Source organism: Alcaligenes phenolicus, from assembly GCF_032063905.1.
GTDB lineage: Bacteria > Pseudomonadota > Gammaproteobacteria > Burkholderiales > Burkholderiaceae_B > Alcaligenes > Alcaligenes phenolicus.
In genome coordinates this window covers 221,923-246,073 of the sequence record NZ_DAMBOE010000003.1, presented here as the reverse complement: position 1 = coordinate 246,073, position 24,151 = coordinate 221,923, and the positions used below count along the sequence as shown (strand labels likewise).

The following is a 24,151-nucleotide window of genomic DNA, read 5'->3' as shown; positions in this document are numbered from 1 at the left end:
AAAAGCCACCCTTAGGGGTGGCTTTTTTGCGTCTGAAGCAGCTGGACGGATGGGCTAGAAATTCTAATTTTCTGGTAGCAACAGCAACCAACCACCTGAGTTGCGACTATGTCAGAGGTATAGGTAGAGATTCCTAATGGCGGTCGGTGTACCTGATTGATCGAACTCGGCTACCGCAGCGCAGCCTGAGCACACCATCTGCTTTGCTTGCGGCACCCATGCGGCTTGGTTTACTACCTCTGTTTCAGGGCAAGCAGACTTTGCTCGATACCGTGTTGCCAGTTTCTTTCTATATGTTCTGTACCGAGCAAAGCATCCAGCCTGTCTTGCTGCAGGCTGGAGTGCGCCGGCCGCTTGGCAGGTGTTGGGTACTGGCTGGTAGAGATGGCGGTCAGCCGCGGTGCTTGAGTTAGTAGGTCAAGTCTGACGGCCTGATCAAAGATTTCCTGAGCGAAGCCATACCAGCTTACAGAGGGCTGGCCAGCAAAATGGAAGACACCTGATGGAGACTGCTGCTTGTCGCTGCCCTGTTTGGATTCATACAGCCGCTCTGCCAGCTGGAGTAGCACTTGAGCAATATGTGGCGCGTAGCTGGGACCACCAACCTGATCATCCACAATGCTCAGTTCGGTGCGTTCATTGCCCAAGCGAAGCATGGTCTTTAGAAAGTTGTTTCCAAACTGGCTGAACACCCAACTGGTGCGCAAAATGACGGCCGAGGGCAGGGCAGCCAGAATTGCTTGTTCACCCGCCAGTTTGCTTTTCCCATAGACACTGACAGGATGTGTAGGAGCGTCTTCGATATAGGGCTGCTTTCCCAGGCCGTCAAAAACGTAGTCGCTAGAGACATGCACTAGCCCTATGCCACGTTCGGCGCAGGCAGCGGCCAGAAGGCCTGGGGCTACACCGTTAATCAGATGTGCTGTATCCGGTTCGGATTCGGCTTTGTCGACTGCGGTGTAGGCCGCTGCATTGATTACGACATCGGGACGATGCTGCTCCAATGCCAAAGCAATGGAGTCGGCTTGAGTAATGTCCAGCTCCGCATGTCCAAGCATGACAAGCTCGACATCTGGATCGGTGCTCACACGCAAGCAAGCAAAGGATCGGCCCAGTTGACCGCGAGCCCCGGTAATAAGGATGACAGGATCTGCCATGGACTCAGGCCTTGCCTTGGGCGACGAGCTGACTTAGCACAGGATAGTGTTTGTCCTTTTCGGACAACTGCGGGTTCTGGATTGGCCAATCTATCGCGACTTCAGGACAGTTCCAGGCCAATCCGCCTTCATCCTGTGGCAAGTAAAAGTCGGTGCATTTGTAGCTGAAGTCGGCAAAGTCCGACAGCACACAAAAACCGTGGGCATAGCCTGGGGGGATCCAGAGCTGCCGGTGGTTGAGTGCCGTAAGCTCTACGCCAATATAGGAACCGAATGTAGGCGAGGTTGGGTTGATATCAACAGCTACATCGTAAACCGCACCGTGTGTAACGCTGACCAGCTTTCCTTGTGGTCTAGTGCGTTGAAAATGTATTCCTCTCAAGACCCCTCGCTGGGACCGGGAGTAATTGTCCTGCACGAATGGCAATGTAATGTTCGCCTGATCACGATAGCGTTGCGCGTTGAATGTTTCTTTGAAGAAACCGCGTTCGTCCCCGAAGACACGAGGCTCGATGATAAGTACGCCTGCCAGATCAGTTTCAATGATGTTCATCTTGAGTGTCCGCCAGTTTGAGCAGGTACTGACCATAGTCCGTCTTGGCCAAAGCTTGTGCCTGCTCGTACAGGTGCTCGCGACTGAGCCAGCCTTGGTTAAAGGCTATTTCTTCGAGGCAGGCTATCTTCAGTCCTTGGCGATGTTCAATAGTCCGTACAAATACTCCTGCTTCTTGCAGGCTCTCGTGCGTTCCTGTATCCAGCCAGGCAAAACCTCTGCCTAAGAGGCTGACATGCAGTCCACCGGACTCCAGGTAGGCGTTATTGATGTCCGTAATTTCCAGCTCGCCCCGCAGGGAGGGTTTGACCTTGCGGGCGATATCAACCACCCGATTATCGTAGAAGTACAAGCCAGTTACAGCGAAATTGGATTTGGGCTGTGAAGGTTTCTCTTCAATAGAAATGGCTTTCCCTTGAGGATCAAACTCGACAACACCAAATCTTTCCGGGTCGCTGACTTGATAGCCAAAGATGGTGGCGCCAGTTGTTCTTTCTGCTGCTTCGCGGAGCATTTGGCTAAAACCGTAGCCATAGAAAATGTTATCTCCAAGAATCAGGCTGACATTATCTTGGCCAATAAAGTCGGCGCCAATGATAAAAGCTTGAGCCAACCCGTCTGGAGAGGCTTGTTCTGCATAAGAGAGGGACAAGCCGTAGCGCGAGCCGTCACCAAGCAGCTTGCGAAAGTTGGGGAGATCTTCGGGCGTGGAGATGATCAGGACCTCTCGTATACCAGCGAGCATTAACACTGATAGAGGATAAAAGATCATCGGCTTATCGTAGATGGGCAGCAATTGCTTGGAGACACCCATAGTGACCGGATGCAGGCGAGAGCCGGATCCTCCAGCCAAAATGATGCCTTTTGTACTTGGGCCTTTGGATGAGTTGGGCGGTCGTTGCCCTTGGGAACACGTTACTGCCATGGAGGATCTTCTGGATGTCAGGCTGCAATTTTGCATGGCCTGTTTGAATGGACTCTGGTATTTGCTAGCGTGGCTCTTGGTTTGGACGGTTAGCAATAGTAAGTGGGCGTTTATTTTTACTGGGGTCAGGCCGCTACAAATGTAATGATACCTGTCTATTGTTTTACTCCCGATGGTTGGACTGAGAGCAATTCCTCTATGATGGCACAGATGCTGTATGCAACCTCCAAGTTTCGTTTCCCAGCATGACTCTGGGGGGGGGGTATGAGACGGGCTCCTTGTCGAGTCCTGGATTGGCATTCTGGTACAGGGTTCCATGTGTTCAGAGGGATCGAGCAAGTGACAGTCTTGGTGTTGAGCCAAGTCTTATATGTTGCTGGCAGACAGGATCGTAAGAGGTGGTTTCAAGAAAAAAATCATCGATGCTATCGGGATCGCCATATACTGCATTATCGGAAATATAAAAACAGGAAATTTCAAGGTCCAATGAAGAGTAAAAGCTGCAAGTTTTTCTGCTCGAGAGCTTGAGGTCCAAAGTTTAAATCTGCAGGAAATCAAGAGTTGATAGGTGGTTTTGAATGAGATGCTTCGACTAGGTAAATCTCGGTGTTAATTAGGTAATTTTGATGGTTAACGACCTGGAAAGTGAGGAAATTTTCTGTATGCGCAGTGTAGAAGTGTACGCCACTAATCTGGATATTCTTGATAAAAAAACAACTGATGATCTTTATATGGATTGTCCAGATTTTTTTCTTAAAAATAAAATAATTATTGAGAATGTAGGGCTCGCTGTGAATGATGCTTATGGTGCCTTGTTGGTTTCTTCGAAATTTACTGTTGATAAATATTTTTGATCGTCTTTGGTTTTTCGAGAGACCGCTTTTCTGGCTCTCTTCTTGTACTTGTTTTTCGAAAATATAAAATAAATATCGCGATCAAATGAAAAATAGAACTGTAATGCCATTTTTTTTGGCAGTTTCCGATCTGCTGGTTTTTAATATATCCCCCATTCTTGCTGGTTTACTTTTGTTTTTTATTTCCGGTGATATTGATAGGTATATACCTGCTGATGAGGTTTCGTCTCGCCTGATTTGCTATTTCTTTATTTCCCTGATTTCCATTTCGTGGTTTTGGCTCCGGCTCAGGCATTATCAGGAAAGGCCACCGTTTTGGTTTGAGCTAAAAGGTATCCTTGGTGTTTTGGTGGTTCTATCTATTATTGACCTGGCTATTGTTGCCTTTTCAAAATGGAACTTATCAAGGTACTTGTGGATTTATACTTGGTTCTTTATTGTGACCTTGGTGCCTGTCAGCCGATTTTTCATCAAGTTTCTTTGGCGTCGTTTCGGGAACTACAAAATCAGGGCAGTCATTTTTGGTGGTGGGCAAAATGCCTTGGAGGCATACCAGATTCTGTCTAAAGAGTCGTACCTAGGCTATGACTTTATTGCCGTGGTGTGTTCTTCTGAGGAAGAGAATCTGCTGGAGGGGCTGATCCCCTGTTTGACTCGATTCGATGATATCAAGGATCTTCCGGATTACAGGATGATCCAGTATTTCATTGCTACAGATGGGGGTCAGGAAGGGCTGAGAGAGAATTGGATAAGAAGTTTGACAAATAGTTATTGTCGTTCTGTCTCAATTATTCCGGCAACAAGAGGAATACCCATTAATAATACTAAAATGTCATTCCTGTTTAGTCAGGAAATGCTGATATTGGGTTTGAATACCAGCCTTACAAAGCCTGTTTCCAGGGTTTTGAAAAGGTGTTTTGATTTTATTGTCTCCCTGTTCCTGCTGGTTGTTTTGAGTCCGGTGTTTTTGATCTTGGGTGTGCTTATTTCCAAGGATGGTGGTGCTCCAATATACGGACATGAAAGGGTGGGGCAGGATGGCAAAAAATTTAAATGTTTGAAGTTCCGCTCTATGGTAAGAAACTCTCAGAAGGTTCTTCAGGATTTGCTGGAAAATGATCCAGCTGCCAGAGAAGAGTGGGAGAAGGACTTCAAATTAAAGAATGACCCTAGAATTACTTCTTTGGGGGACTTCATACGCAAGACTAGCCTGGACGAGTTGCCCCAGCTGTTCAATGTCCTGATTGGCCAGATGAGCTTGGTGGGGCCGCGCCCGATCGTCGAAGAAGAGTTGGCTCGATACAAAGAAAATGTTGATTACTATCTATTGGCCAAACCAGGGATGACAGGCTTGTGGCAAGTTAGTGGTCGCAATGATGTGGACTACGATAAACGGGTTTATTTTGATGCCTGGTATGTGAAAAACTGGTCTTTATGGAACGATATAGCGATTCTTTTCAAGACAGTTAAGGTAGTGTTCGTCAGGTCGGGAGCGTATTGAACTTGCCGGACGGATCTTGATTTGGTCTTGTTGCATATCCACCCAGGGGGGGCTTCAGCCTTCTGGAGCGGATGAATAGTCAGTATTTCAGTTTTTGCGGTTTTTGAAGGGTGTTATTTCTATTGGTTATTAGCAAATAAAGATGCGTCTCCCCAACAGGTTTAAGCTTCAGTTTTCGCCTGTTTCACGAGATCGTTATGTTTTCCCGTTATTTAGCCCCTGGCCTTCTTGCTCTATCCGTCTCCTTCTCCGCACAGGCTGCCGAGCAAGCGCTGGAGATTGGCTATTTGCCCATCATGCCTGCCGCTCAATTGTTCGTGGGCTTAGGGTCTGGCGACTTATTGCCAGAGGGGCAAGCGGAGCCCAAGCTGGTTCAGTTTCAAAGCGGACCAGCGCTGACCCAGGCCTTGATCGCCGGTCAGCTGGATGTTGCCTATGTCGGTATTGGTCCCGCCTTGGTGGCCAAGGCTAAAAAGGCCGACGTCAAAGTTGTTGCCTCCAACATCGTGGAACAGGTCAGTGTGGTGGCTATTGGCGATCTGGCTGCCTATCTGGATGCCGACAAGCCTGATTTTGCAGCGGCTGTAGCCAAGTTCACCCAGGAGAAGGGTCACAAGCCCAAGGTTGCCAGCTACCCCAAAGGCGCTGTGCCTGAGGCTGCTTTGCAGTACTGGCTGCGCAATATGCTGAAAGTAGACCCGGATGTTGTCGAGGTGATCTTCCAGGGCGAAGCGCAGATTCAACAGGCCTTGAGCAATCATGCTGTGGATGCTGCCGCGATTCTGGAACCTACCGTTAGCCAGATTCTTCAACGCCAGCCTGATGCCAAAATCGTGGCTCATGGTGGTGAGCTGTTCCCCAATGAACCCGGTTCGGTATTGCTGGTACGTGAAGGTCTGATCAAGTCCAATCCTGATCTGGTTCAGCACTTGGTGAATACTCACCTGCGTGCCACTGCCATGCTGCGCGACGAACCTGCCAAGGCAACGCCTTATGTCCAGAAGTATGTAGGCGGTGGTCGCTTGCCTAAAGACATTGTGCAGGCCGCTATCGAGCGTTCGCGTGATCAGTTCCAGCCTGACCCTCGCAAGATTATTGATGGCACGGTTCAGTTGCAGGATTTCCAGGTTTCTTTAGGTACGCTGGCGACCAAGCTGGATGATGTTGAAAGCCTGTTTGATATTCGCTTTTATGAGAAGGCAGCACCGTAATGAGCGTTGCGAAACAAGCCAGTTTACCCGCCGCGGCACCAGCACCTGCGGGGGCCTTGGTTGATGCCTTATGGCGTCGCGGTCTGGAGCGGGTTGTCTACGGGGTCGCCGGCTTGGCCTTGTTCATCGTGGTGTGGCGCCTGGCTTATGTCTATGGCTGGGCTCCGCGCGGTACGCTGCCTGATCCATTGAGTCTGCCCTCGGCTTTGTTCCAGGAGATTGAAGCCGGTCGTCTCTGGCCTGCTGCTCAGTCCAGTCTGGTGCATTACTTCTGGGGCTTGGGCATAGGCACCTTCTTGGGCATTGCTTTTGGTCTGGCGGCGGCAACGATCCATCGCTTTGATTTGCTGCAAGCTTACTTGGTTCGCTTGCTGCGTCCTATCCCGCCCTTGGCGTGGGTGGTGTTTGCAATTGCCTGGTTCAAGGTTAGTCATACTGGCGCAGCCTTTGTTATTGCGATTGGTGTGTTCTGGCTGAATTACTTTGCCACTTACAGTGCGGTGCGTTCGGTCGATCCCCGCTATTACGAGTTGGCTGCGGCTTTTGGGCATAATTCTTATTTTTCTCGCGCCTGGACGGTGGTGCTGCCAGCGATTAGCCCCGGTTTGTTGAGCGGTGTGCGTGCCGGTATTGGTCAAGCCTGGATGACGCTGATTGCAGCCGAGTTGCTGGGTGTGCCTGGTATGGGGCAGGAAATGAATGCCGCGGCGGGTGTGGGTGCTTACGATGCAGTTGTGGTCTATATGTTGATCATCTCGGTGGTCTACACCTTGTGCGACATGCTCTTTCTGGCTTTCAACAAATGGGTACTTCAGTGGCAGCCTTGATTCAGTTCCAAGGGTTTGGTTTTCAGTACCCCGGTGCGCCTGCACCTGTGATCCGCGATGTGAATCTGGAAGTCCAGGCAGGGCATTTTGTGGCGATTGTAGGTGGTTCGGGTGTAGGCAAGAGCACCTTGTTGCGTGCGGCAGCCGGTTTGAGCCAGCCCAGCTTCGGACATCTGCGTTCGAATCTGCAAGATAGTCCTGGCCGTCGTGCCAATGCCTTCGTGTTTCAGGATAGCCGTCTGCTGCCTTGGCGGCGTATTGCTTCCAACGTGGCTTATGGTCTGGAAGGTCTGGGTCTGTCGCGTGAAGAGCGCGATCAGCGTGTGGATGCTGCCTTGAATCAGGTGGGTTTGGCGCATCTGAGAGACCGCTGGCCGCATCAACTGTCGGGTGGTCAGGTGCAGCGCGTTGGCATTGCTCGTGCCTTGGCCGTACAGCCGGATTTGCTGTTGATGGACGAGCCTTTTTCCGCCGTGGATGCCTTGACCCGCCAGGCCTTGCAGGACGAGCTGGTTCAAGTGTGGCAGCGTAGTTCAGCAGCGGTTCTATTTGTGACACACGACATTGATGAGGCGGTCTTTTTGGCCGATACCATTATCGTTCTGGGTGGCAGCCCGGCTGGTGTCAGCGCTCGGATAGAGGTGGACTTGCCACGTCCGCGAGATCGCACTACGCCCCGCTTTGGGGAGTTGGTGAAAGAGGTTGGTCAGGCCTTGTAATTACGCCTGCCATTGCATCAAGAACAACGGCCCATTGAGTGGGCCGTTTCTGTTGTCTACTCTTGTCTGCTGGTTATCTATGACGATACTCAGAGACCAAACAATCAAGCCCTATGCTCACTTCTGCCTTGTACGCTTTACACTGCTTGTTTGACGCCTAAGCACATGACAAGGAGAGGACATGAAGCACCCGGTAAATGCGTTCAAGCAGGCTTTGCGGCAGGGCAAGTCCCAGATTGGTTTGTGGCATGGCTTGGCCAGCCCTTATGTAGCGGACCTCTGTGCTGGCCTGGGCTACGACTGGATTTTGCTGGATGGTGAGCATGTCCCCAATACGGTACAGACATTGCTGGCGCAGTTGCAGGCCGTCTCGGCTCATCCCATCGCGCCGATTGTGCGTCCCAGCTGGAATGACCCCGTGCAGATCAAGCTGCTGCTGGATATGGGGGCTCAGAATCTGTTGATTCCCATGGTGCAAAACGCTGAACAGGCCAAAGCGGCTGTTGCTGCGACACGTTATCCGCCTCATGGCATTCGAGGGGTGGGTGCAGCCTTGGCACGTGCTGCTCGCTGGGGAGCGACTACCGACTATGTGGCGCGGGCCAATCAGGAAATGTGTGTGATTTGTCAGGTGGAAACTCGCGAGGCGCTGGATAATCTGGACGAGATTCTGGCGGTAGAGGGCGTGGACGGTATTTTCATCGGCCCGGCGGATTTGGCGGCCAGTATGGGGTATTTGACCGAACCAGGACACCCAGACGTCTTGGCAGCGATTGAGGATGCGATTGTGCGTATCAGCAAGGCGGGTAAGGCCCCCGGAATCCTGCAGTCGAATGTCGAGGCAGCGCATCACTATTTGTCCTTGGGCGCCTTGTTTGTGGCCGTAGGGGTGGATGCAGTGTTGTTGCGACAGGCGGCAACGGCTTTGTTGGGTCAATTCAAGGACGAGGTTGAGGTGCCAGTTGCTCAGCCCGGCGCAGCTTACTAAAGCTTGTTAGATCGCCAGGCGTCTTGCGGATAGCTGCTCCGCCTCAGTTATGTTGTAAAGGCCGGGCCTGCTTATTAGACGATATGACCTTGGCCGTAGCACCTGCTAAGGTCGGCTTTCTTAAGCGCCGCTCTCGAGCAGGAAGCTCAGCAAGCTTTCTGCGCTCGGTTGCAGGTCACTGCGGCGGCGCACACCGATCAGAATTTCTCGCTGGCTCCATTCTTCGTCCAGCTCAATCACACGGGTATTGGGGATCTGATAAATGCTGGCGCTCTTGCGCGGCAAGATGCCTATACCCATGCCTGCATTAATCAGCAAACACATGGCGTCGTAGCCCGACACTTCGGTGCGGATGCGCACCGAGCGGTTGACTTCCATGGCGATCTTGGTGATCTGGTAATGCAGCTGCGTGCCCGTTAGCAGCGTGATCTGCTCATGCTCCAGCGTTTGCTCGAAGCGGATTTTTTCATGCTGAGCCAAGGGGTGATTGATAGGCACCAGCACGACCAGCTTGTCACTGCGAAAAGGATAGGCCTCGATGTCGGCCGCGTAGGGCAGACGGGTAAATACTCCCAGATCGGCTTTACCCTCTGCAAGGGCCCGAATAATGTCCAGGCTGGTCTGTTCTTCCAGCTGCAGGGGGATAGCTGGGTGCAAACGTCCAAACTCGCCCAGAGGCTCGGCCAGAAACTGGGAAATAGCCGATGTATTGGCCAGAATATGCACCAGGCCTTGCTGGCCTTGCGAGAACGCCTGCAGGCGCGTCTCGATCTCTTGCGCACTATTGAGCAATGCACGCGAGCGGTATAGCAGTTCCAGGCCTGCTGCCGTCGGACTGACCCCTTTGTTTGTGCGCAACAGCAAGGTGGTGTTCAGAGACTGTTCCAGATCCGCAATTCGGCGGCTGACCGCGGCGGCGGCAATATGCTCACGCTCCGCCGCTTGGCTGATCGTGCCTTCTTCCAGTATGCGGACAAACAGTTTGAGGGTCAGCAGGTCCAGTTTCATGCAGGCATCATATCGCTTTTTTTTGCTGATCTGCACATGGGGTGACTGTGGCAGCGTAGAGAATCACCGTCCTACGCCATATGCCCATATGGATGTAGTAGCAGAGGGCGGCATCAGCCTGTATCGAGGATGAATGACTGCTCGTGGCTTGGCGTTTGTTTATGAGCCGGCACAACTGCGGTTTTTACGGCAGGCTTTGATGAGGTCTAAACATAAAAAAAGCCCCGCCGACTGTATGTCGGCAGGGCTTTGTACAGCTAAGCCTGTTTGATCAGGCTTGTGGCTTGGCGCCCGACAGGATGTGGCCAGCGTTAGGTACGCGGGTTTCCAGACCCAGGGTCTTGAGCATTTGGTACACGGTGCAAACAGCAGCGGACAGAACGGGCTTGCCGATCTGGTCTTGAGCGCGCTGGATGGCGGGCAGGGAAGGCATCTGTACGCAAGCGGACAGGATGACTGCGTCCACGCCGTCGTGGTTCAGGCGCTTGACGTGCTCCAGCAGGTTTTCCGGGTTCAGCAGGCCCACTTCCAGGTTGTCCGACACTTCCAGGCTGATGGAGTCTTGAACTTCGATGCCTTCAGCTTCGATGTAGTCAGCCACGCGCTTGGTCAGCGGCTTCATGTAAGGGGTGATGATGGAGACTTTCTTGTAGCCGAATTCTTTCAGCGTATCGACCAGGGCACCGGCCGAGCTCAGCACAGGAATTTCCACGCCGTTGTCTTTTACGGTGTTTTGCAGACGCTCTTGCGAGACGCGGTGGTAGCCGTCGCCTTGGGCCATGATGGCTACCAGGCAAGCGTAGGCCATCACGCTCATGCGGGCGTCGCTCAGCTCAACAGCACAGCGATCGCTGGCGATGTCCATGGCTTTCAGCTCTTCGGGGTTCACGTGCATCATGCGCATGCGCGAGGAGTGGAAGGTGAAGCGCTCTTCAGGAAACTCGGCGTAACGAGCCTGCAACATGGCAGGAATCTCGGTTTCCATGGTGGTGTTGGAGCTGGGGACGATCTGACCGATGCGGTAGGTTTTCATAGGAATCTGTCTCTGAAGGTGGTTTTTAGATTGACGTCTTCATTCTAGGACCCGTTTTCTTCCTTGCAAATCAATCATCTGTCAACGTGCCATCGCCAACGGCGATGGCAGGAGTAGCAGAGATCAGGACTGGCCGGATTGCCAGCGCCAGGCGTCGTCGCACATTTCCTGGATGCCTTTTTTGGCTTCCCAACCCAATGTTTCGCGGGCTTTCTGGGTATCGGCCCAGCAAGCAGCGATGTCGCCGGGACGGCGGGGGACGAGCGAGTAGGGGATAGAGCGTCCACAGCTGCGGGCGAAGGCTGCAATCATCTCGAGAACGGAATAGCCTTGACCTGTCCCCAAGTTGACAGTCAGCAGCTCGCTATCCTTGGTTTCCAGGTATTCCAAGGCGGCAACATGGCCTTCGGCCAGATCACTGACATGGATGTAGTCCCGCACGCCAGTGCCGTCTTCTGTGTCATAGTCGTGGCCGAAAACTTGTACTTGTTCACGTTGTCCAGTCGCAACTTGCGCGATATAGGGCATCAGATTATTAGGAATGCCTTGGGGGGCTTCACCAATCAGTCCGGATTCGTGAGCGCCTACTGGATTGAAGTAACGTAGCAGGCCAATGCGCCAGCCCGATTCGCTTTGGTAGAGGTTACCCATTGCTTGTTCCAGCACCAGCTTGGTGTGGCCATAGGTATTGGTTGCGGACAGTGGGTGTGTCTCTGGAATGGGAAGCTGTTGGGGATCGCCATAGACGGTAGCAGAAGACGAAAACACCAGGGTGCGCACATTGGCCTGCTGCATGGCTTGCAACAGAGTCAGCGTGCCAGTGATGTTGTTGTCGTAGTACTTGAGCGGTTGGGCGACCGACTCGCCCACTGCTTTCAAACCTGCAAAATGGATAACTGCTGTAATTGTATGCTGCTGAAAAATCGTGTCGAGCAAGGCTCGATTCCGGATATCGCCTTCGATGAAACCGGCGTGAGTACCCGTGATTTTCTCGATGGCATCCAAGACACTTTTTTGGCTATTGCTCAAGTTGTCCAGGATCAGAACCTGATAACCGTGTGTAATCAACTCCACACAGGTGTGGGAGCCGATAAAGCCGGTACCGCCAGTGACAAGAATGGTTTTGGCCATAGGTCTTTCCAGTTAAATGCAAATCGAAAAGAAGGAGTTAGTCGATACGTTTCAAGGCTGTTTTGTAGTGACCGCCGCGTTCGGCGTAAACACTGGCGTTCTGGCGCAGCTTGGCAATGTCCTCATCGCTCAGGGTACGTACGGCTTTGGCAGGCGATCCGATGATCAGGCTGCGTTCCGGGAAGACTTTGCCTTCCGTGACCAATGCTCCAGCACCAACCAGGCTATCGCGACCGATGACGGCACCGTTCAGCACGACCGCCTGGATGCCGATCAACGCGCCTTCACCGATGGTACAGCCGTGCAGCATGGCTTGGTGGCCGATGGTGACATGGTCGCCAATATCCAGCGGGTAGCCTGGATCGGTGTGCAGTACTGCGCCTTCTTGCACGTTGGAGCCTACACCCACGGTAATGGTTTCGTTGTCGCCACGGATAACGGCACCGGGCCAGACACTGCTTTGCTCTTTCAAAACGACCTTGCCAATCAGGGTTGCCTCTGCGGCAACAAAGCTGCTGTCGTCGATTTGTGGGGCGTGTTGATCTAATTGGTAGACAGGCATGAAAGATCCTTGGGTAATGTGCCGGGCCGCCTATGCCTGAATGAGAAGGGATAGGCAGCAGAGCAGGTGAGCAGGGAAGTTAATGAGGGGCTTGCGTATAAAAGCCAGTGTGGTCATTGTGACCCCACTGGCTTGATCAGGCTATCAGGACTAGCCAGTGCTTAGATCTGTTCACCAAACAAGTCATATTCACTGGAATCCGTAATGCGCACGCGCACCATCTGGCCGGGTTCCAGTTTTTGTTCGCTGGTGATGAAGACGTTGCCGTCAATTTCGGGAGCGTCGGCGCTGGAGCGGCCTACGGCATCGCCGTCTTCGTCGATCTCATCAATCAGCACATCCATTTCGCGGCCCACTTTGGCGGCCAGGCGAGCGGTAGAGATGGCTTGTTGATGCTCCATGAAACGCTCCCAACGTTCTTGTTTGACTTCGTCGGGGACGATGCCGTCGAGTTTGTTGGCGGGAGCGCCTTCCACGGGGGAGTACTGGAAACAGCCGACGCGATCCAGTTGGGCTTCGGTCATCCAGTCCAGCAGGTATTGGAAGTCTTCTTCGGTCTCGCCGGGGAAGCCGACGATGAAGGTGGAGCGGATGGTCAGATCCGGGCAGTCCTGACGCCATTGCTTGATGCGCGACAGGGTGCGATCTTCAAAAGCAGGGCGCTTCATGGCGCGCAGCACGGAAGGGCTGGCGTGCTGGAAGGGAATATCCAGGTACGGCAGTACTTTGCCTTCGGCCATCAGGGGAATGATGTTGTCCACGTGCGGGTAGGGGTAGACGTAATGCAGACGCACCCAGGCCCCCAGTTCGGACAGGGCGGCGCTCAGGTCCAGCATGCTGCTCTTGACGGGGCGACCATTCCAGAAGCCGGTACGCTGGCGGATATCCACGCCATAGGCGCTGGTATCCTGCGAGATCACCAACAGTTCTTTGACGCCGGCCTTGACCAGACGCTCGGCTTCGCCCAGTACATCACCGACAGGACGGCTGACGAGCTTGCCGCGCATGGACGGGATAATACAGAAGCTGCAGCTGTGGTTACAGCCTTCGGAAATCTTCAGGTACGCGTAGTGACGTGGGGTCAGCTTGATGCCTTGTGGGGGCACCAGATCAATATAGGGGTTGTGATCCAGCGAAGGCGGTGCGGCTTCACGCACGGCGCGCAGTACCTGTTCGTATTGCTGGGGGCCGCTGACGGACAGCACCGAGGGGTGCACGTCGCGAATCAGGCCTTCGTCCACACCCATACAGCCGGTGACAATGACGCGGCCGTTCTCAGCCAGTGCCTCGCCGATCGCTTCCAGCGATTCGGCCTTGGCGCTGTCGATAAAGCCACAGGTATTGACCACCACCACATCTGCATTGTCGTAGCTGGGGGTGATCTGATAGCCGTCGGTACGCAGCTGGGTAAGAATTCGTTCGGAATCGACCAGGGCCTTGGGACAACCCAGGCTCACGAATCCGACTTTGGGGGCGCTCATAGAGGGTCCTTCTGGAGCTTGAGGGCTCGAAATTGGGAAATAGGCTTGATTTTACCGTCCCATGCCCGGATGCGTGCGGATCTTGTGCGTTTGAGCCCGGTTTATGCGGCAAATAGTGCTACAGTCGCAGTCATATTTTTCTTTTCTAGCGGTTGTTCTGTGTCCGACACCCATCTTTCCCCCTCTTTGCCCCTGTCCGAAGTCATGCTGCTGAGCGCGCGCAATATTGAAGGCGTGCTGGCAGGCAAGTCCCTGACTGAAAGCCTGGCTGCAACGCCAGCGCCTGCCCGTGCGGCGGTGCAGTCTGTCAGCTTCCATGTTTTGCGCCGTCTGGGCCATGCCCGTCAGATTCGTATCATGCTGGTGCCACGCCAGCCCAGCAATACCTGGCTGGATGCCTTGCTGATGGTGTCGCTGGCCTTGCTGGATACAGCCATGCGTGTGCAAGAGGATGCCAAGGCTTTTGAGGATCGCCCGGATGTGCCGGTCTATGCCGTGCATACGGTGGTGGATCAGGCTGTGCGTGCGGCTGATAGCCAGGCTGCGCTGCGTCTGTCCAAGGGTTTGGTGAACGGGGTGCTGCGTCGCTTTACACGCGAGCGCAAGATGATCCTGTCTCAGGTGGAGAGCCGTCCTGAAGCACGCTGGAATCACCCCGGCTGGTGGGTCAAGGAGTTGCGCCGAGCTTACCCGCGTGATTGGGAAGCGCTGTTGCAAGCGGCCAATCGTCCTGGTCCTTTGACCTTGCGCGTGAATCAGCGTCGTTGTTCAGTGGAGCGTTTGCAGGCTGTGCTGACAGAGGCCGGTATTGCTTCCAGCAGCCCTGGCACGGGTGCCGTCACCTTGGACAAGGCCATGCCGGTTCAGGCTATTCCTGGTTTTGATCTGGGTTGGTGGTCGGTGCAGGACTGGTCGGCCCAGCAAGCCGGTCTGCTCTTGCCGGTCAAGGATGGCATGCGCGTATTGGATGCTTGCGCGGCTCCGGGCGGCAAGACGGCGCATTTGCTGGAACAGGCGGATGTTTCCTTGCTGGCCCTGGACTCGGACGGCGAGCGTCTGGAGCGTGTGGGCCACAACCTGCGTCGTCTGGGTTTGGCCAGCGACAAGGTTCAATTAAAACGAGGTGATGCGGCGCGTACTGCCCAATGGTGGGATGGCCAGCCCTTTGATGCCATCCTGGCGGATGTGCCTTGTACCGCCTCGGGCATTGTGCGTCGTCACCCCGATATTCGCTGGTTGCGCCGTGAGTCGGACATTGCCGATACCGCGCGTTTGCAAAGCTCTATACTGGATGCCTTGTGGTCTACGTTGCGGCCTGGCGGGCATCTCCTGTATTCGACCTGCTCGATTTTCCCGGCTGAAGGGGAGCAACAGGTTGAGGCATTTTTGGCCCGTCATCCCGAGGCACAGCTTTTGGACTCTCCTGGCCAGATTTTGCCCGGCGTTGCGGGACGATCGCTGGCAGATGGCGACGGTTTTTTCTATGCCTTATTTACGCGCCCGGTTTGACTTGTCACAATTAGGGCTCTGACTTTGTCCTTTTTGCGGTTAATCACGATGTGGCGCGTTTTTCTGTCTTTTCTGCTGATTTTCAACTGCGCGCTAAGCTCGGCCAATACGATTGTGCCGGTCGCTACGTCGGGAGAGCGGGTCGTTAAGGTCGAGCCCCATATTCGGGACGAAAAACTGTATATCGACGCGGATGTCGAGTTCGAGTTAAGCCCGGAGTTGCGCACCGCTGCCGAGAAAGGGGTGCCGCTGTATTTCACGGTTGAAGTGGAATTGGCCAAACCTCGCTGGTACTGGTTTGATAAAAATGTTGTTAAGGAACAACAAACTTGGCGGGTCGTGTATAACGCTCTGACCCGACAGTGGCGCGTGGGCACCGGGGACCTTTCTCTGCCCGAATCCTCCATGAACGACGCATTGGCCATGCTGCGGCATATTCGCGGCTGGGCCGTGGCCTATGTGGCTGATCTGGATCGCGACCAGGAATACCAGGGTCGTGTACGTTTGCGCCTGGATACCTCTTTGCTGGCCCGTCCGTTTCAAGTGGACGCCATCAATAGTTCTGCCTGGACATTGGCTACTCCATGGAAAACCTTTTCCTTTTCCGTCTCCGTCGACGAGCCCCAACCTTGATACGTTGGATCTTGCGCACCGCTCTGTTCGGAGCGGGTGTCAGCGCGTTGGCGCTGTTTTCTCTTCTTGTCTGGTCTACGGGTAATGCTTCGCGCTATGCGCAGCAGTATGACTTGCTGCTGGTGCTTAACGGTGTACTGGCCGCCACCCTGATTTCCTGGGTGTTGTTGCTGACGATTCGTCTGTTCAGACAAATACGCCGGCGTCAGTTTGGTGCCCGCATGACGGCGCGCTTTGCCTTTTACTTCACTTTGATTGGCATTATTCCGGGGGCGCTGATTTATCTGCTCTCGGTGCAGTTCATGTCGCGCTCGATCGAGTCCTGGTTCAACGTGCGGGTAGATACGGCGCTGGAATCAGGCTTGAGTCTGGGACGTGCCGCCCTGGATTCGCAGCTCAATGAGCTGGAAGGTCGTGCCAATGAAATGGTGTCGGCACTGAACAAGGCGGATAGTGCGCAGTACAGCAGCTTGCTGATCTCCTTGCGTGAGAACAGCGGGGTGACGGAGGCAATGGTGTTCTCCGGCAATGGCCGTTTGATTGCCTTTTCTTCAGCACGGTATGACACCTTGCTGCCGGATATGCCGCCCTCCAGCGTGATGAATCAGCTGCGTATTGCAGGCCGCTATTCGGCTGCCGAGGTGGATGATGATGCGCCTGTTCACGACAACGGCCTGGACGAAGGCGGGGTTCCCGCAGAGTCCACAGGTTTGCGTCTGCGCACGGTTCTACCATTGGCCGATCCCAATCGCTTTGCGGCAACCTTGAGTGGCACGGCAGACTCGCGCTGGCTGCAGGTCATTCAGCCTGTGCCGGACAAGATTGCACGCAATGCCAACCAGGTACAGCAAGGTTTCCGGGATTATCAGGAACTGGCCTTGTCTCGTCAGGGCTTGCGCAAGCTCTACGGTATTACGCTGACGCTGGCCTTGATTCTGGCGGTGTTTACGGCTGTGGCGGCTGCCCTGGCTTTGTCTCGTCGCCTGACGCGTCCTTTGTTGACGTTGGCTGCCGGGACGCAAGCGGTAGGGGTAGGGGATTACCGGGCTTTGCCTGAGCCGCCCGCCAAGGATGAAGTTGGCCAGTTGACGCGCTCTTTCAATGCCATGACCCGACAGCTGGATGAAGCGCGCCGCATGGTCGAGAAAAATCGTCTGCAGCTGGAGCGCTCCAATATGTACCTGGAGTCGGTGCTCAGCAACCTGTCCAGTGGTGTGCTGGCTTTTGACGAGATGTTCCGCGTCACCATGTTCAACCAGGGAGCGCAGCGTATCTTGCAGGTGGATTTGCGCTCGATTAAAGGTCGCCCGCTGGAAACGCTGGAAGGGGCCATGACCTTTGCCTCGGTGATACGGGAAGCCTTTTCCACGCATCAGGCCATGGGCTCGGATCACCCTTATTGGCAGCAGCAGTTTGAATTGGAAATGCAAGAAGGTAATGAAGCGCGTGATACTATCGTCACCGTTTTGGCCCGTGGTACCTTGCTGCGTGTAGATGGTCAGCCAACCGGCTATCTGGTGGTGTTTGACGATATTACCGATGTAATTTCCGCCAGCCGTCTGGTGGCCTGGAGCGAAGTGGCTCGACGCCTGGCACACGAGATCAAGAACCCCCTGACGCCTATTCAGTTGTCGGCCGAACGACTGGCCATGAAACTGGAGTCGCAGCTGGATGAAGTCCATGCTGCCATGTTGCTGCGCTATACCAATACCATCGTCAATCAGGTCAGTTCGCTGAAAAAGATGGTGGAAGATTTCCGGGAGTATGCCCGTAAACCGGCGACTCAGATGCAAGCTCTGAATCTGAACGAGCTGATTACCGAAGTGCTGACTTTATATGGTTGGGACCCGGAAGAAGGCATGGTCCGGGACGATGGTTATAGTGTGGCAATTGATGTGGAGCTGGACCCTGATTTGCCCATGGTTCAAGGCGACCCCACGCAGCTGCGGCAGGTTATCCATAATCTGCTGGCCAATGCTCGTGAAGCGGCTGCCCAGGATCAATCACTTGACCAGGCGCATGTATTTGTTAAAACCATGATTGCGGGCGTAGAAGGTTCCGACTCTTCTGATGCGGTCAGTTTTGTGGTGTCAGATAACGGGCCAGGTTTTGATCCCCAGATGCTGGTGCGCGTTTTTGAACCTTACGTAACCACCAAGCCCACCGGCACGGGTCTGGGACTTGCTATAGTTAAGAAAATCATCGAGGAGCACGGCGGCAGAATCGATGTTTCCAATCGTCGTGAGGGGGGGGCTCGCATTTCCATCCTCTTTACCCGGCTTGCTGGCCAGCATATTCGTCTGGACTCTGGGCGGCGAGCAAACGATAATGCGTAAAAATCACGTAGGTGACGTTTTATGGCCAGAATTCTGGTAGTTGATGACGAAATCGGCATTCGGGAACTTTTGTCGGAAATTCTTTACGACGAAGGGCACACCGTGCAATTGGCAGAGAATGCCGCCCAGGCTCGCGAGGCACGCTTGCGGGGCCGCCCCGATCTGGTCTTGCTGGATATCTGGATGCCAGACACTGACGGTGTCAGCCTGCTCAAGGAGTGGGCATCCCAAGGCTTGCTGGATATGCCAGTGGTCATGATGAGTGGCCACGCCACGGTGGATACCGCGGTGGAAGCAACCCGTATTGGTGCGGTGGACTTCCTGGAAAAACCCATCACCATGCAGCGCCTGCTCAAGACCGTCGCCTCGGGTCTGGAGCGTACCGTTGCACCCAAGGCGCTGGCAGCCGCTGCCCGCCCAGTGGTTCAGGGTGGTGATCGCCGCCCTGAAACAGCCAGCATGGCTCCTGGCATGGCGCCAGCCATGGCCGTGCCTGAAGTGGAGCAGGATGAGTCCCAGCTAGGCAGCATCTCGTTGGATCTGCCATTGCGCGAAGCGCGTGACGAGTTCGAGCGCATTTATTTTGAATATCATCTGCGTCGCGAAAATCACAGCATGACACGCGTGTCGGAGCGTACTGGTCTGGAGCGCACCCACTTGTACCGCAAGCTCAAACAGCTGGGTATAGACTCGTCGCGCAAGCGTAACCAGTCTTGATACAGTAGTTACCAGATGCATGGCCGAAGAACCTCGGCCAGTGTTGGCGTTACGAGTTAACGCAGCCCGAAGGATCGGGATTGAAGGCGGCCTTTTCAGGCCGCCTTGCCGTTTAGAGAGCGGCGACAGATGCCGCAGGCAGCGCCTGCAACTTGCTCACGGTATCCAGGCACGTACGGGCCGCTTCCTGGCCCTTGAGCACAAAGTGACGATGGAAGTAATCGTGGTGCTCTTTGCCATCATGGAAATGGTGTGGAGTCAGCACGACCGAAAACACGGGCACGTTGGTGCTGAGCTGGACTTGCATCAAACCTTGAATCACTGCGGTAGCCACAAAGTCGTGGCGATAGATGCCGCCATCAACCACCAGACCCGCAGCGACTACAGCAGCGTACTGTCCCGATTGGGCCAGACGTTGTGCATGCAGCGGGATTTCAAAGGCGCCGCCCACTTCAAAGAAGTCGATCAGGCTGCTGTCATGGCCCATGGCTTTGACTTCGTCGATAAAACCCAGACGGGCCTGATCCACAATGTCCTTGTGCCAGCAAGCTTGAATAAAGGCGATACGGGGAGCCAGAAGATTGGCTGGGGTAATGCTGTTCATGTTGGTTTCCTGTTTTATGACAACAAAAACAGGGCATGCAGGAAGCAGGATAGCTCAAGCCCATAGCAGGATGACTCCTGTACAGGTTATGAGGGTATCCCGTTCTCTCTTTATCCGGACTATACCGTCGGCCCCGGAATCACACCGGGTCTGCTGTCCCTGACACAAGGTCAGGCGCTCGCGGGCTAGGCTAGTGCCATTACCGCCGGTGGGGACTTGCACCCCGCCCTGAGAACGTAGTTGGCCGGGGAGGCCAACCGGACGAGTTTACCGCTAAACCGTTTTTTTGTCAGAGGCGGGAGCAGCTAGTGGCAGCAAGAGCCTCAGGGTGCAGGGTGCGCCGGGCAGGAACAGGGCCTGGCCACCGTGGCGCAGCATAATCTGGCGCACAATCGTCAGCCCCAGACCAGCTCCTTTGCTGGCGCTGTCTTGCTTGTGAAAACGCTCAAAGGCCAGATGAGCTGTTTGCGCGTCCAAGGCTGCACCTTGATCGCTGATATCGATCGCGCATTGGTCTGGCTGTGGGTTATGCAAATGCAAGCTGACCGTGCCTTCGCCATGTGTCAGGGCATTGTCCAGTGCGTTGACAATGGCTTCGGACAGATCGGCCTCGCAGGCTTGAACAGTATCGAGCGAACTATCATCGTGAAATTGGATCTCCCGATTGGCCTGCTCGAAAAGCGGCCATAAGTCTCCCATCACACGGCGGCACAACGGTGCCAGGGCTGTGTGGTCTGTTAGCTCCGTAGCCTGCTCCTGCTTGCGGGCCAGGCTGAGCCATTGGCTGACCAGACGCTGCAAGTGGCTAATATCCTCGCGCAGCAAATCCCGGTCCTGCTCGCCGTGGTGTTCAGCCGTTTGCAGACGCAAGGACATCACAGCTAATGGGGTACGCAGTTGGTGTGCCGCATCTGCGACCAGTTGTTGTTCATGGTGATAGGCCTGCATCAGGCGGTCCAGACTTTGATTGACGGCCTGTGCCAAGGGGCGAATTTCTTTGGGCAGTTCAGTGACCGGCAAGCGCAGCTCGGGTTGAGCAGGGCCCAGCGTCGCAGCCAGATTTGCCGCTTGTCGTACCGGGCGCAAGGTCCAATGAATCAGCCAGGCGATCAACAACAGCCCCACCGCACACACCGGCAGCCACAAAAGCAGTGAGCGCCACATGCGGGTTTGCAGCAAGGCTCCGATCAGCTCTCTTTCGCGCTGGTCTCGTTTGGCGACCATCAGGATTTCGCCACTGGGCAGCGTGACCGAAACCGAAACTACATAGCCACTACGATGCTTCAGTCTGAACAAGGCCAGCTCGTCTTCGGGCTGAGCAGGGCGCAGGCGTCGTGGACTTGCCAGATTGGATGAGGCCTGGAGCAACTCACCCTCGGCGCTGTACAGAGAATAGGACATTTCGCCACCGGCGTACTGACGCGGCAAGCTGTCCAATGATTCCGAGGGTTTAAAGTCGCGGGCAATTTCCTCGGCCTGCAAAAACAGGCTGATGCGGCGCAGCTCGTCTCGTGTATCGAACAAGGACAGGGCCAGAGCGCAAAAGCCCAAGGCCAGCATCAGCAAAAGGCTGATCAGTAATCGCCCGCGCAGACTGAAGGCGCGCCTGCTCACAGAGCACGCAAGCGGTAGCCCACGCCACGCACCGTGTCGATGCAAACCAGGGCATTTTGCTCGCGCAGCTTGCGGCGCAGTTTGGAGATCAACGCTTCGACGGCATTCAGACTGATGTCGGTCTGGTTTTGATAGAGCTGCTCCAGCAAATAATCCTTGATCAACAAACGGGGGCTGGCCTGCATCAGTTCCAGCAAGAGCAGGCTTTCCCGCCGCGGCAACATCAAGGCTTGGTCATTGACCCAGGCTTGTCGCACTTCAGGTTCGAATCGTAAATTCGCGATCACCAGTTGCTGATAACGATGGGGCGCAGCCCGCCGCAGGATTGCGCTCAGGCGGGCCTCCAGCTCAAGCAGATCAAAGGGTTTGAGCAGATAGTCGTCCGCACCGCCACGCAGCCCTTGGATGCGATTGTGGACGGCATCGCGCGCACTCAAGATCAGGCAGGGCAGGCGCTGGCTGCGATCGGGACGATGCAGCTGCGCCAGAACTTCCATGCCGTCCATATCGGGCAGTCCCAGATCCAGAATCAGGGCATCAAAGCTGTGCTCTTGCAGCAGGGCAAGGCCAATCCGCCCCGTCGTAGCGGTGCGAATTGCGTATCCCTGCCCTTGCAGATGGCTTGCCAACAGGCTCAACAAAGGCCGGTGGTCTTCAATAATCAGAATAGTTTTCATCAGACTACGGTCAGGAACCGGGCTCATGATAGTAGCAAATAGAAATGAGTTTGGTTCGTATTATAAATAATGGAAGAAGCCGTGATGAAAATGAAAACGGGGCGGCGCTGGCCCTTGGCCGCCTTGTCCTTGGCGTGCATGTCTGCTTGGGCTCAGGAGCGTAATGAAGTTGAACAGCTGGGTGCTATCTCGGTGACGGCATCGGGCTTTGCTCAGGAGGTGGTAAGTGCACCCGCGTCCATCACAGTGATTCCGCGTGAGGAACTGGAGGGGAAACGCTTCGAGTCCTTGGCCGATGCCTTGCGGCAAGTGCCGGGTGTCAGTGTTCTGGGAGGTGACAAGGGGGCGATTTCGATCCGTGGCATGGAGTCCGAGCATGTGCTGGTTCTGATTGACGGTCGCCGCCAGGACATGCGCCAGATCACTATGAAGGGTGGGGTGTCTGAGGCTCTGGATATGAACTGGATTCCCCCGCTGGAAGCTATCGAGCGTATCGAGGTGGTGCGAGGCCCCATGTCGACCTTGTACGGCTCCGAGGCTTTGGGTGGGGTCATCAATATCGTGACGCGCAAAGTGGCAGATAAATGGCACGGCTCACTGACAGGGGGCTATACCTTGCAAGACAGTGGTTCGGCAGGAAATAGCGGCTCAGCCGATCTGCACCTGTCCGGCCCCCTTGTGCCGGGGCGTCTGGGTTTGCAGTTCTGGGGCTATCACAAGCAGCGTCAGGAAGATCAGGTTCTGAATGGCTTTGCGCGCGCCAAGCGTCAAAACGGTACTGTGCGCTTGTGGGCGACCCCCAATGACAATCATGAGTTCATGTTTGAAGCAGGCCGCACGACTCAGCACTTCTGGACTACACCGGGCAAGTCCCTGGCATTGACGGGCAAGGCTAATGAAAACGAGTATGTGCGCGATAGCTATACGCTGGCGCATACCGTGCGCTGGGGTAGCTTTGATACCGAATTGAGCCTTAATCGCGAGCAGGCTTATCGCGATGGCCCAACGCAAAGCGCCCGTCCTGATATCCGCAATACCGTGATTGATGGCAAGCTCACTTTGCCTTTGGCCGATCACATGCTGGTGGGTGGTTTTCAGTGGCGCAAAAGCGAGTTGAAGGCCGATGGTTACTACGCCAATCCGAATGGCGCAGGTGTGGATACTTCCGTGCGTGAATACTCCCTGTTCCTGGAAGACGAATGGAGCCTGAGTCCATCCTTTGCCCTGACCGGCGGCGTGCGCATGGATGACAACGAGTTCTATGGTCGTCACTGGACTCCTCGTTTGTACGCTGTCTGGAGCGCCACGGATGCCTGGACGCTGAAAGGCGGTATTGCCAAGGGCTTCAAGTCCCCGACCATCATGCAAAGCAATCCGCAAATCGGTTTGCCACAGCGTGGTGGTGCTTATACCTGGGGCAATCCGGATCTGGAACCTGAAGTCAGCACCAACGTAGAACTGGGCCTGTACTTTGACGATGGCGGTCCGTTGAGCGCCAACGCTACCTTGTTCCACACCCGTTACAAGAACAAGATCGCCAATACCGGCTCGCGTCAGCTGTACTACCCCGATGGCCGTCCTGTGCCACCAGACCCGTATACCAACAGCATGTATAGCACCTACTTCAATATCACTGAAGCACGGGTGCAGGGTCTGGAATTGGGCTTGGCCTATCGCTTCAACGAGCAATGGAAAGTGCGCGGTAGTTATACCTTTACGGACTCCAAGGTGCGTAATGGCAGCGCCACGATTTTGGGCTTTGGCTACCCGCAGTCTGAAGGACAACCCTTGGTGGCGACGCCACGCAATATGGGTAGCCTGACCGTGGACTGGACGCCGAATGAAGCCGTGTCAGCCTTCTCGACCTTGAACGTGCGTGGTCGGGAAACCAATATTTCCTGGGGACAGGGCGGTGTTGTCAGCGAAAGCATGGGGACGATTGCTACGGTGGATCTGGGAGCCAGCTGGCGTGCCAGAAAAGATCTGAGCTTGAGTGCGGCCGTCTATAACCTGACCGATCGTCGTCGCGACTCGGGTACCAGCGGAGCCTATTCCTACGCGGAAGATGGCCGCCGCTTCTGGTTGCAGGCCGAATACCGCTTCTAAGCGCG

The 24,151-nt window shown here is 54.9% G+C and carries 22 protein-coding genes and 1 riboswitch; of the genes, 11 read left to right on the top strand and 11 right to left on the bottom strand.

Annotated features, from left to right (window positions below; all coding sequences use genetic code 11):
• Nucleotides 1-233: 233 nt before the first annotated feature.
• Genes rfbD through rfbA form a run of 3 tightly spaced genes read right to left on the bottom strand, consistent with a single transcriptional unit; the run spans nucleotide 234 to nucleotide 2,635 of the window.
• Nucleotides 234-1,157, bottom strand: coding sequence for a dTDP-4-dehydrorhamnose reductase (rfbD, locus tag U2949_RS07675; RefSeq protein WP_321287007.1), 924 nt, complete (start codon nucleotides 1,155-1,157; stop codon nucleotides 234-236).
• Between the two features lie 4 nt (nucleotides 1,158-1,161).
• Nucleotides 1,162-1,710 (bottom strand): dTDP-4-dehydrorhamnose 3,5-epimerase, encoded by a 549-nt coding sequence (gene rfbC / locus U2949_RS07670; protein WP_026483723.1) that lies wholly within the window; start codon nucleotides 1,708-1,710, stop codon nucleotides 1,162-1,164.
• A complete protein-coding gene (rfbA, locus tag U2949_RS07665; RefSeq protein WP_051316292.1) occupies nucleotides 1,697-2,635 on the bottom strand; it encodes a glucose-1-phosphate thymidylyltransferase RfbA in 939 nt (312 codons plus the stop codon). The genes rfbC and rfbA overlap by 14 nt, the downstream gene beginning before the upstream one ends.
• A 662-nt stretch (nucleotides 2,636-3,297) precedes the next feature.
• On the opposite strand from rfbA, the gene U2949_RS07660 reads away from it, so the two are divergent.
• The 6 genes from U2949_RS07660 (at nucleotide 3,298) to hpaI (ending at nucleotide 8,735) form a co-directional block, all read left to right on the top strand.
• Complete coding sequence (locus U2949_RS07660; RefSeq protein WP_026483725.1) at nucleotides 3,298-3,489, top strand: hypothetical protein; 192 nt, start codon at nucleotides 3,298-3,300, stop codon at nucleotides 3,487-3,489.
• Nucleotides 3,490-3,574: 85 nt separating this feature from the next.
• Nucleotides 3,575-4,990: an undecaprenyl-phosphate galactose phosphotransferase WbaP gene (gene wbaP / locus U2949_RS07655; RefSeq protein ID WP_321287003.1), complete on the top strand. Its 1,416-nt coding sequence runs from the start codon at nucleotides 3,575-3,577 to the stop codon at nucleotides 4,988-4,990.
• Between the two features lie 197 nt (nucleotides 4,991-5,187).
• On the top strand, nucleotides 5,188-6,201 hold the full coding sequence (locus U2949_RS07650; protein WP_026483727.1) for an ABC transporter substrate-binding protein: 1,014 nt from the start codon (nucleotides 5,188-5,190) through the stop codon (nucleotides 6,199-6,201).
• Entirely contained in the window at nucleotides 6,201-7,028 is an 828-nt protein-coding gene (locus tag U2949_RS07645) for an ABC transporter permease (RefSeq protein ID WP_026483728.1), read from the top strand. Before U2949_RS07650 ends, U2949_RS07645 begins: the two co-directional genes overlap by 1 nt.
• Nucleotides 7,004-7,747, top strand: a complete 744-nt coding sequence (locus U2949_RS07640; RefSeq protein WP_266140673.1) for an ABC transporter ATP-binding protein — start codon at nucleotides 7,004-7,006, stop codon at nucleotides 7,745-7,747. The genes U2949_RS07645 and U2949_RS07640 overlap by 25 nt, the downstream gene beginning before the upstream one ends.
• 181 nt (nucleotides 7,748-7,928) lie before the next feature.
• Nucleotides 7,929-8,735 carry a 4-hydroxy-2-oxoheptanedioate aldolase gene (gene hpaI / locus U2949_RS07635; protein ID WP_321286999.1) on the top strand — a complete coding sequence of 269 codons (807 nt, stop codon included), beginning with the start codon at nucleotides 7,929-7,931 and terminating at the stop codon, nucleotides 8,733-8,735.
• A 120-nt stretch (nucleotides 8,736-8,855) separates the two neighbouring features.
• On the opposite strand, the gene U2949_RS07630 is transcribed toward hpaI, so the two are convergent.
• The 5 genes from U2949_RS07630 to rimO all read right to left on the bottom strand — a co-directional run bounded on the left by U2949_RS07630 (nucleotide 8,856) and on the right by rimO (nucleotide 13,950).
• Complete coding sequence (locus U2949_RS07630; protein ID WP_026483731.1) at nucleotides 8,856-9,743, bottom strand: LysR family transcriptional regulator; 888 nt, start codon at nucleotides 9,741-9,743, stop codon at nucleotides 8,856-8,858.
• Between the two features lie 271 nt (nucleotides 9,744-10,014).
• Nucleotides 10,015-10,776 carry a maleate cis-trans isomerase family protein gene (locus U2949_RS07625; RefSeq protein WP_009458584.1) on the bottom strand — a complete coding sequence of 254 codons (762 nt, stop codon included), beginning with the start codon at nucleotides 10,774-10,776 and terminating at the stop codon, nucleotides 10,015-10,017.
• Between the two features lie 123 nt (nucleotides 10,777-10,899).
• Nucleotides 10,900-11,907, bottom strand: coding sequence for a UDP-glucose 4-epimerase GalE (gene galE / locus U2949_RS07620; RefSeq protein WP_257723013.1), 1,008 nt, complete (start codon nucleotides 11,905-11,907; stop codon nucleotides 10,900-10,902).
• A gap of 37 nt (nucleotides 11,908-11,944) precedes the next feature.
• Complete coding sequence (locus U2949_RS07615) at nucleotides 11,945-12,469, bottom strand: gamma carbonic anhydrase family protein (RefSeq protein WP_251196771.1); 525 nt, start codon at nucleotides 12,467-12,469, stop codon at nucleotides 11,945-11,947.
• Nucleotides 12,470-12,630: 161 nt separating this feature from the next.
• The gene (gene rimO / locus U2949_RS07610; RefSeq protein ID WP_239054718.1) at nucleotides 12,631-13,950 is read right to left on the bottom strand and encodes a 30S ribosomal protein S12 methylthiotransferase RimO; all 1,320 of its coding nucleotides are present in this window, start codon (nucleotides 13,948-13,950) and stop codon (nucleotides 12,631-12,633) included.
• Between the two features lie 204 nt (nucleotides 13,951-14,154).
• On the opposite strand from rimO, the gene rsmB reads away from it, so the two are divergent.
• The 4 genes from rsmB to U2949_RS07590 are packed head-to-tail and all read left to right on the top strand — an operon-like array spanning nucleotide 14,155 to nucleotide 19,145.
• A complete protein-coding gene (rsmB, locus tag U2949_RS07605; RefSeq protein WP_321287364.1) occupies nucleotides 14,155-15,459 on the top strand; it encodes a 16S rRNA (cytosine(967)-C(5))-methyltransferase RsmB in 1,305 nt (434 codons plus the stop codon).
• 48 nt (nucleotides 15,460-15,507) lie between these two features.
• Nucleotides 15,508-16,092 (top strand): DUF4390 domain-containing protein, encoded by a 585-nt coding sequence (locus U2949_RS07600; RefSeq protein WP_026483737.1) that lies wholly within the window; start codon nucleotides 15,508-15,510, stop codon nucleotides 16,090-16,092.
• Nucleotides 16,092-18,428, top strand: coding sequence for a sensor histidine kinase (locus U2949_RS07595; RefSeq protein WP_026483738.1), 2,337 nt, complete (start codon nucleotides 16,092-16,094; stop codon nucleotides 18,426-18,428). Before U2949_RS07600 ends, U2949_RS07595 begins: the two co-directional genes overlap by 1 nt.
• Nucleotides 18,429-18,449: 21 nt before the next feature.
• Nucleotides 18,450-19,145, top strand: a complete 696-nt coding sequence (locus U2949_RS07590; RefSeq protein WP_026483739.1) for a response regulator — start codon at nucleotides 18,450-18,452, stop codon at nucleotides 19,143-19,145.
• A gap of 112 nt (nucleotides 19,146-19,257) precedes the next feature.
• Here U2949_RS07590 and U2949_RS07585 read toward each other — a convergent pair whose 3' ends face one another.
• From U2949_RS07585 to U2949_RS07575, 3 genes are all read right to left on the bottom strand, one after another.
• Nucleotides 19,258-19,749, bottom strand: a complete 492-nt coding sequence (locus tag U2949_RS07585) for a 6,7-dimethyl-8-ribityllumazine synthase (RefSeq protein ID WP_045929568.1) — start codon at nucleotides 19,747-19,749, stop codon at nucleotides 19,258-19,260.
• Nucleotides 19,750-19,846: 97 nt separating this feature from the next.
• A riboswitch (FMN riboswitch) is annotated at nucleotides 19,847-19,989 on the bottom strand.
• A gap of 33 nt (nucleotides 19,990-20,022) precedes the next feature.
• Nucleotides 20,023-21,363, bottom strand: a complete 1,341-nt coding sequence (locus U2949_RS07580; protein WP_321286993.1) for a HAMP domain-containing sensor histidine kinase — start codon at nucleotides 21,361-21,363, stop codon at nucleotides 20,023-20,025.
• The gene (locus U2949_RS07575; protein WP_321286991.1) at nucleotides 21,360-22,040 is read right to left on the bottom strand and encodes a response regulator transcription factor; all 681 of its coding nucleotides are present in this window, start codon (nucleotides 22,038-22,040) and stop codon (nucleotides 21,360-21,362) included. The genes U2949_RS07580 and U2949_RS07575 overlap by 4 nt, the downstream gene beginning before the upstream one ends.
• Before the next feature lie 84 nt (nucleotides 22,041-22,124).
• Between U2949_RS07575 and U2949_RS07570 the strand changes: the two genes are divergently transcribed.
• Complete coding sequence (locus U2949_RS07570; protein WP_321287359.1) at nucleotides 22,125-24,146, top strand: TonB-dependent receptor domain-containing protein; 2,022 nt, start codon at nucleotides 22,125-22,127, stop codon at nucleotides 24,144-24,146.
• The last annotated feature ends 5 nt before the right edge of the window (nucleotides 24,147-24,151 follow it).